Below are 5,193 nucleotides of genomic sequence, written 5' to 3'. Positions count from 1 at the left end.
TTGCACCAGTTTCATAGGTTTCCTGAACCATCGAAAGCTTCTCAGCGCTCGTCCAGCGACGGCGACGTTCTGGACCGCCCAAAATTTCAATATGCGAATTATGACTAGTCATATGCCTAACATTACTCCTAACCCTTAATTAAGGGTGAGAAAATGTCCGGAGAATTCGGGGGCTCTTACAGTCGTTTCACAGTCTCATTTAACACGACTTTCCAATAGTTAGAGGCAGAGGTGCTTTCGAATTTTGCTTCAATGCTGTCCTTTTGCCCCTGTAACGGCAAGGTTAAAGTGAGTTTTCCGCTACACTGAATCCCTGTTGTGGTGAGCCGCGCCCATTTCAGCGGCCTTGGTGACGGTTGTTGCGGAAAACTGCATGCTGGCTGATGCGTGGGCAACCGCTCTGATGGTAAAGGGTCGTGCAGAAGGCTCCGAACTGGCCCGCAAAATGGGATTTGAAGTGTTAATCGTTGAGCGGAATGATTAAGATTTTATCTTAATGCCAATCGGACCGCTTTTTGAGTAAGATGCAAAACGGACTATTCCATAGTACAGTACTATGTTTCATGTATTCATTCAGTATAGTATCTATAAGTATAAGCAATATGTGAAATATCTATCATTAAAAGGTAGTCCTAATGAGACGTTGGCATGCAGAAAATCATCTCGTTTCGCGTATCGGATGGATGCGGGCAGCTGTACTGGGTGCCAATGACGGCATCGTTTCTACCGCAAGCTTGATTGTCGGTGTTGCATCCGCTTCTGCGGCCAGTTCTGAAGTTTTGGTGGCTGGCATCGCTGCTCTGGTTGCCGGTGCCATGTCGATGGCAGCAGGAGAATATGTTTCTGTTAGCTCTCAGTCTGATACGGAAAATGCAGATCTGGAACGTGAACGGGTAGAACTTGCCACCCAACCTGAGATGGAACATGAAGAACTGGCGAATATTTATGTTGGTCGGGGGCTGGATATTGCACTTGCGCGACAAGTCGCTGATCAGTTGATGGCAAAAGATGCCCTTGGCGCTCATGCCCGTGATGAGCTGGGCATATCAGAAATCACCACCGCAAGGCCAATTCAGGCCGCATTAACCTCCGCTGCGACTTTCGCCGTTGGTGCGGCCATGCCTTTACTCATGGTCTTGGTGTCACCAGCCTCAATCTTGATACCGGCAGTTTCTATTGCGTCCTTGTTGTTCCTTGCGCTTTTAGGTGCGATCGGTGCAAAAGCCGGAGGAGCCAATATCACAAAAGCGACCCTACGCGTGACGTTTTGGGGTGCATTTGCCATGGCACTAACCGCAGGCATAGGCGCTATTGTCGGCACAGCCGTTTGAATTTTTTCGAGACATTTGCGTAATGGAGCAATGCAATAATGTACCGGTTTTTTACTAACCCATCAGTTGCGCTTACCACAGCAACTGTGGTGGGGCTTTTATTGGCTCTGGCTGGCACTTGGTTGGGCGGTGGTGATACTGCTTTGGGGCTGATCAGTTTCGGCGTGGTGCTTGTCTATCTCGCAGGCGGTGTTCCGACCGGTTGGCGGGCGGTAAACGTGCTAGTTAAGGAGCGGGTACTCGACATTGATTTACTGATGATTGTTGCAGCAATTGCTGCGGCGGTTGTTGGTGCGGCAGTTGAGGGCGCAATTCTGCTGACGCTGTTTAGTTTGTCTACGACGATGGAAGAGCGAGCCATGGGGCGCGCACGCCGTGCTATTGAAGCATTGATGGCATTGCGGCCAGAAACAGCTTTTCGCAAATTAGCAGATGGTTCTGTTGAAGAAGTGCAGGCGGCAAGTCTGAGGGTGGGCGATATTGTTATCGTTCGCCCCGGAGCGCGGGTACCCTCTGACGGAACAATTATAAGCGGAAGCGGGGCACTGGACGAGTCAACGATTACGGGTGAATCTATGCCGGTGCGCAAAGAGGCTGGCGCTAAGGTTTTTGAAGCAACAGTTAATCTGAATGGCGTGCTTGAAGTTCAGATCACGAAATCGCTGGAACAAAGTACGGTCGCGCGCATGATTGCGCTGGTTACAGAAGCGCAGGCAGCCAAAGCTCCTTCAGAACGGTTCAGCGCATGGTTTGGGCAGCGTTACACCGTTGCCGTTTTAGTGGGATCACTTATCGCTCTTGGGGTTTTCTATTGGCTCGGCCAAGACTGGGAAACTGCATTATACCGCGCTGCAACACTGCTTGTGGCCGCAAGTCCGTGCGCGATCGTAATTTCCGTGCCGGCTGCCATTTTGTCTGCGCTGTCGTCGGCAGCGCGCGGCGGCGTGTTGTTTAAAGGCGGCGCTGCGCTTGAGACACTCGCGGCTGTCGATTTTTTCGCCTTTGATAAGACCGGAACTTTGACAACAGGACGTGCAGAAGTCACCGGAATTGTTACACTGGATGAAGATGAGACCTTTTTCTTAACGACATTAGCCAGTGTTGAAGCGCACTCAGAACACCATATCGCGGAGGCATTGAGACGCGAAGTGACACGTCGTGGGCTAAAACTACACGATGTTGAAGATGTGAAAGCTATTCCGAGTGCTGGCATTGTCGGACGGGATATGGATGGCTCTGTTTGGGCAGGCAACCGCCGTATGGCAGAGATGATGGGAGCATCGCTTGATCATGATCCCCTCAAGACGTTTCAGGATAGTGCTGAAACCGTCGTCTATCTGGGGCGCGGCCCGCGCGTTCTTGGTGCGGTTAGTGTTGCCGATCAAGTTCGTGAAACTTCCGGCGGAGCGCTCGTTGCCTTGCGCGAAAGTGGTGTGAAGTCCATCGCGATGATGACAGGTGACAGGCATGCCGTCGCTTTGCGCATTGGCAATCTTCTTGGATTAAAACAGGACGAAATCCATGCCGAGATGTTACCGGAGGATAAGGTTAACCTCGTCAGTGAGATGGCTGCAGGAAGGAAACTCGCATTCGTTGGTGATGGTGTGAATGATGCAGCGGCATTGGCGCGGGCTGACGTTGGTATTGCGATGGGTGCCGCAGGCTCTGAAGTTGCACTACAGGCTGCAGACGTGGCACTTCTATCAGAAGATATGGAAAGGCTGGCAGCGGCGCACCGTCTTGCCAGACGTACCGCGATCATTATCCGGCAGAACCTTACTTTCGCAATTGGCGTAATGCTGGTTTTGATTATTGGCTCTGCCTTTTTTGAGCTGCCTTTACCCTTAGTTGTGTTGGGGCATGAAGGAGGGACTGTGCTCGTTGTTTTAAATGGTCTGAGACTTTTGAACGACCCAATCAGAAAATCACGAATGGACTTGACTGACCGGAAGCTTCTGGATGAATACACGAAGTCTGACGTTATTGTTGCAGATAATAGATGATAATGCTTCACTCTCTTCTATTCCTGCCCATCATGGACAGGAATAGAAGAGGTGCGAAAGAAATTTACGCCCATCGTATATTTACAGCCAGCGGCGTACTTGGGTGCAATAATTTGTAAAGTCTGCACCAAATAGCACGTTTAAGGCTTGTTCTTCGGGCAAAATTTGAAACCTATCGATATACAGAACAAAGCCAAGCACCCCAAGCAGTGCGCCTGGAGAACTTAAAAGAACGGCGAAAGCGAGCAGAAATAGTGCAAAGCCTACATACATCGGATTGCGTGAATAGCGGTAGATACCTGTTGTAACCAGTGCTGAGGTTGTCTCTGGTCGGAGGGGATTGATCGTTGTTTTGGCAACTCGGAATGCGGCAGCTCCGCGCAGAGAAAAGAAGGCTCCCAAAACTAGGATCAGCAAGGCTACTATAACACGAAGATTGAACGATACATTCACTCTGGGCGTATAGATGGCTATTATCCACATAGCGATTGCACACAGAGTGGCAATCAGCGGAGGTGGGATTTTCTTTTCAAGTTTCAGCATAATTCCCCCTGTGCTCATCTTTGTCCTAACAACTTATCAGGCGCTCATTGAAATGCCTTTAGATGCGGAAATTCACCTTTAGCAATATACGCTTTTTCAGATGGGGTTGAAGGGCGCTTAAGAACTTCATTTCGATGTGGATGCCGGCCAAATGCGGCAATTACTTTGCGAACATCCGCGGCCTGATGCGCCAGCGATGTATAAATAGGCTGCAATGGGATGGGAGCTTCCGCCGCTATTTTCTCGCGAACATTGATCAGCAGATCGATGCGCTGCAAATGATCATCTCCTTCGCAATGTCCTAATGGCAAACCATATACAATTTTAAACCACGGTGTTTTCAGCGAGGCAAAGTGACCATTGGCAAAACCGTCGTTCACGAGGGACATAGCATGCATATCCTGCGCATAAGCACGCGCACTTTCCCGCCATACGGAGCGGGAAAACTGATCAAGCAGAGTGATCAAGGCCAGCCGTCCATGTGGATCCAGCGCCCAATGATCGAGTTGGCCATTAGCCGCCTGCTCGGTAAGAGAGGAAAAGCGCGTTATGATCGCATCATCGGCACCGCCCTGCATTCTCCAATGCCATAATGCTCTGTGTTCTGCAGGATCAATGCGCAAAGAACGCCCTTCGGGAAACCAGAAACCAAGAACGCCTTCCCATTGTTGTTGCTCTTTCATCTGTTCATACCCTCCAATAATTGTCTTCACATAAATCAATGAGCTGCAAGAGTGTTTTTGGCTATATGTCCGTCTTTCGTGATCATAGGTGAATTATTGCTAGGTTCAGATAGCAAGGCAATATTGGCAATCCATGCCAACTCATAACAAGGGTTTGAGAAACTTGAGCCAACATTTATGCTGACTGAGAATTTATCCTAGCTATAAAAGTTGAGCGAGTTTTGTAGTGATGTGGAAAACGCTGCTTGGAGCGCTTAATGGCTTGGAAATTTATATGGGGTGAAGCTTAAAATATATGTTTCCAGCAGGTATCTATACAAGTCACGGTGTGATCACGCCCCCGCAACCACTGATACCAACACTCCCGTAGCAATCGCTGCGGGTTTTGTTGTTTTAACAGTCTTTCCAATGGCTTGCCGCTCCGTCCAGTTCAGGATCGTGCCCAGTTCGCCGTGCAGCGTTGCGTAAATCTCGCCGCGTTCGGGCCCCGGCGTGAGCGAAATCTTCTCGATCAGGCCGCGCAATGTCTCGGCTGCTTCCTGTCGCTCTTCCTTGTGATTGAGCGCCTTGGTCAGGGCCGAAACTTTCTTAACATAGATCGCCGAGGCGCTCGGCAGAATGTCCGGTGTGTCC

Annotated in this window: 5 protein-coding genes and 1 pseudogene; 3 read left to right on the top strand and 3 right to left on the bottom strand. The window is 50.0% G+C overall.

Annotated features, from left to right (window positions below; genetic code table 11):
• The first annotated feature begins 349 nt into the window (after positions 1-349).
• The 3 genes from ACI0FR_RS16375 to ACI0FR_RS16365 all read left to right on the top strand — a co-directional run bounded on the left by ACI0FR_RS16375 (position 350) and on the right by ACI0FR_RS16365 (position 3,334).
• Positions 350-484, top strand: coding sequence for an FAD:protein FMN transferase (locus tag ACI0FR_RS16375; protein WP_374834757.1), 135 nt, complete (start codon positions 350-352; stop codon positions 482-484).
• 151 nt (positions 485-635) lie between these two features.
• Positions 636-1,331: a VIT1/CCC1 transporter family protein gene (locus ACI0FR_RS16370; RefSeq protein WP_184224649.1), complete on the top strand. Its 696-nt coding sequence runs from the start codon at positions 636-638 to the stop codon at positions 1,329-1,331.
• 38 nt (positions 1,332-1,369) lie between these two features.
• A complete protein-coding gene (locus ACI0FR_RS16365; protein WP_404908923.1) occupies positions 1,370-3,334 on the top strand; it encodes a heavy metal translocating P-type ATPase in 1,965 nt (654 codons plus the stop codon).
• An 81-nt stretch (positions 3,335-3,415) separates the two neighbouring features.
• Here ACI0FR_RS16365 and ACI0FR_RS16360 read toward each other — a convergent pair whose 3' ends face one another.
• The 3 genes and pseudogenes from ACI0FR_RS16360 to ACI0FR_RS16350 all read right to left on the bottom strand — a co-directional run.
• Positions 3,416-3,877 (bottom strand): methyltransferase family protein, encoded by a 462-nt coding sequence (locus tag ACI0FR_RS16360; protein WP_374834753.1) that lies wholly within the window; start codon positions 3,875-3,877, stop codon positions 3,416-3,418.
• Positions 3,878-3,921: 44 nt separating this feature from the next.
• Entirely contained in the window at positions 3,922-4,590 is a 669-nt protein-coding gene (locus tag ACI0FR_RS16355) for a DUF924 family protein (protein WP_374834751.1), read from the bottom strand.
• A 302-nt stretch (positions 4,591-4,892) separates the two neighbouring features.
• Positions 4,893-5,193: pseudogene (locus ACI0FR_RS16350) on the bottom strand (recombinase family protein); the annotation flags it as partial.

Origin of the sequence: Paenochrobactrum sp. BZR 201-1 (assembly GCF_044987585.2) — a bacterium.
GTDB lineage: Bacteria > Pseudomonadota > Alphaproteobacteria > Rhizobiales > Rhizobiaceae > Paenochrobactrum > Paenochrobactrum pullorum.
The sequence above is the reverse complement of the archived record's forward strand: the minus strand, read 5'-3'. Positions and strand labels throughout refer to the sequence as shown.